The sequence below is a fragment of the Bartonella sp. MR168JLCBS genome (assembly GCF_042194175.1).
In genome coordinates, this window is sequence record NZ_JBHIMP010000040.1 from 1 (window position 1) to 2,317 (window position 2,317).

Below are 2,317 nucleotides of genomic sequence, written 5' to 3' on the forward strand. Positions count from 1 at the left end.
ATTCGTGATAGAACTACCAACTCCACTCAAAGCAGATGCTACATCAGAATAAACCTTATCTTCAGAAACACCATCATCCTTAACCGATTTAACCGTGAATGTAGGAGCGGTCCATACGCCACCTTCATATTTAGCACCACCCCCTAAAGACGTAGCAACCCCTGTGCCTAATGTATGAAGCTGTGAGCCATTAACGGCGTCTGTTGAAGTTTCACTGATAGCTCCAGCTGCAAGAGACGTTATCTTGCTGTTTTCTTGCGTCACTACAACTGTGCCGTCGTCTTTTTCTTCCCTCTTTTCATGCTGCGCGACAAAGGCATGGGCAGTTTTGCTCCAGTTCAAAGAATCCTGAGCAACACCTTCAGAGACTTCCTTAATGCGAGCGTTCACAGTTTTGATATTATCATCAAGTCCTTCAAAGGCAGAACCAACATTGGTGTGTGATTTATCTGTTACCTTACCATCTTTATCAATATTCGATAAGTTATAGTTTGGAGCTTGCCATTCGCCCTTCTCATTATAACCAGCGCCACCGCCAAAATAGCCAGCAAACTGTTTTCGAAGATCATAAATCTGACCACCCGTAATCGCATCGCTCGAACCTACCACAATAGAACCATCAGCCAGCGATGTTATCTTGCTGTTTTCTTGTGTCACTACAACTGTGCCGTCGTCTCCTTTTTCCTTCTTTTCATGCTGCGCTACAAAGGCATGGACTGTATCACTCCATAACAAGGCATCGCCTTTAAATTTTTGCGTAATATTCGTTACTTTATCAGTAAAATTTTTGACCTCATTCGTTAGATGCGTATTCACATTCTTGACACTCGTATCAAGACCAGCAAAAGCTGAACCAACATCGTTGTATGACTTTTCTGTTGCCTTACCATCTTCAGCAACATTTGAGATCTTATAAGTCGGAGCTGTAAAAGCACCATCTGCAAATGTTGAACCACCACCCAAATAGGTCGCAACGTTATTGCCTAGTGAATGAAGCTGGTCACCATTTACAGCATCATGTGAATCCTTGGCAATCTTACCAGCAGCAACATTATGGAGACCTACTGCTGTCTTATCTTTAGCTTTTCCTAAAGTCACATTCGCATAATCAATTTTACCATCCTTTTTATCGTAATGAACAACTGCTGATTCATCAGACTGAAGACTGTTGGAAAGATCCGTTAAACCTTTCTCAAGCTGTCCTTTGTTAACGGCTTCATTATCCTTGGTCGCTGCCTTCACACCAGAAAGAGTTCTATCCGCACCTGCCTTATTGGCAATATTGATTTCACTGCCTTCTACTTCTTTACCAATAGTGATAAGATTTGTAGTTGCATCTTTCTTAACAAGGCTATCGCCTTTCACATTGGCAATTTCATTGTTAATTTGTTTGGTAATCTCGTTTTTAACATTCGTGATAGAACTACCAACTCCAGCAAAAGCAGATGCTACATCAGAATAATCCCCTTCTCCAGAGCTGCCATCTTCCTTGATTGTTTTAACCTTGAATGTAGGAGCGGTCCATTTACCATCCTTATAGACAGCACCACCCCCTAAAGACGTAGCAACCCCTGTGCCTAATGTATGAAGCTGTGAGCCATTAACGGCGTCTGTTGAAGTTTCACTGATAGCTCCTGCTGCAAGAGACGTTATCTTGCTGTTTTCTTGTGTCACTACAACTGTGCCGTCGGCTTGCTCTTCCTTCTTTTCATGCCGCGCGACAAAAGCTTTATCAGTTTTGCTCCACAACAAAGCATCGCCTTGGAATTCTTGCGTAATATTCGTTAGTTTGTCAGTAAAATTTTTGACCTCATTCGTTAGATGCGTATTCACATTCTTGACACTCGCATCAAGACCAGCAAAGGCTGAACCAACATCGTTATATGAACTAGTCGTTACTGTACCATTGTCAGTAATATTAGAGATCTTATAAGTCGGAGCTGTCAAAGAACCTTCTTTAAATGCCGAACCACCACCAAAATATGTCGCAACGTTATTGCCTAGTGAATGAAGTTGGTCACCATTTACAGCATCATGTGAATCCTTGGCAATCTTACCAGCCGCAACATTATGCAATGCAACAGTGCCTGTTTTGGGATCACCAAAAGTCACACTGTTTTGTTTCGCTTTAGGTGCTGTTCTGGTAAGTGTACTGACCTCTTCTGTATCTTCTTCCGTATCGTAGAAAACTGCTACAGAGCGCACGTCTTCAATTTCATTCGTAAGTGCATTCACATTTCTATCAAGCTGGGCTTTATTAACCGCTTCGTCGTCCTTTTCTGCATCCTTCACGCCAGAGAGAGTTCGAGCCTTACTA

General features: G+C 42.3%; 1 pseudogene. It reads right to left on the reverse strand.

What is annotated here, in order from left to right:
- A pseudogene (locus tag ACFIK8_RS08840) lies at positions 1–2,317 on the reverse strand (hypothetical protein); the annotation flags it as partial.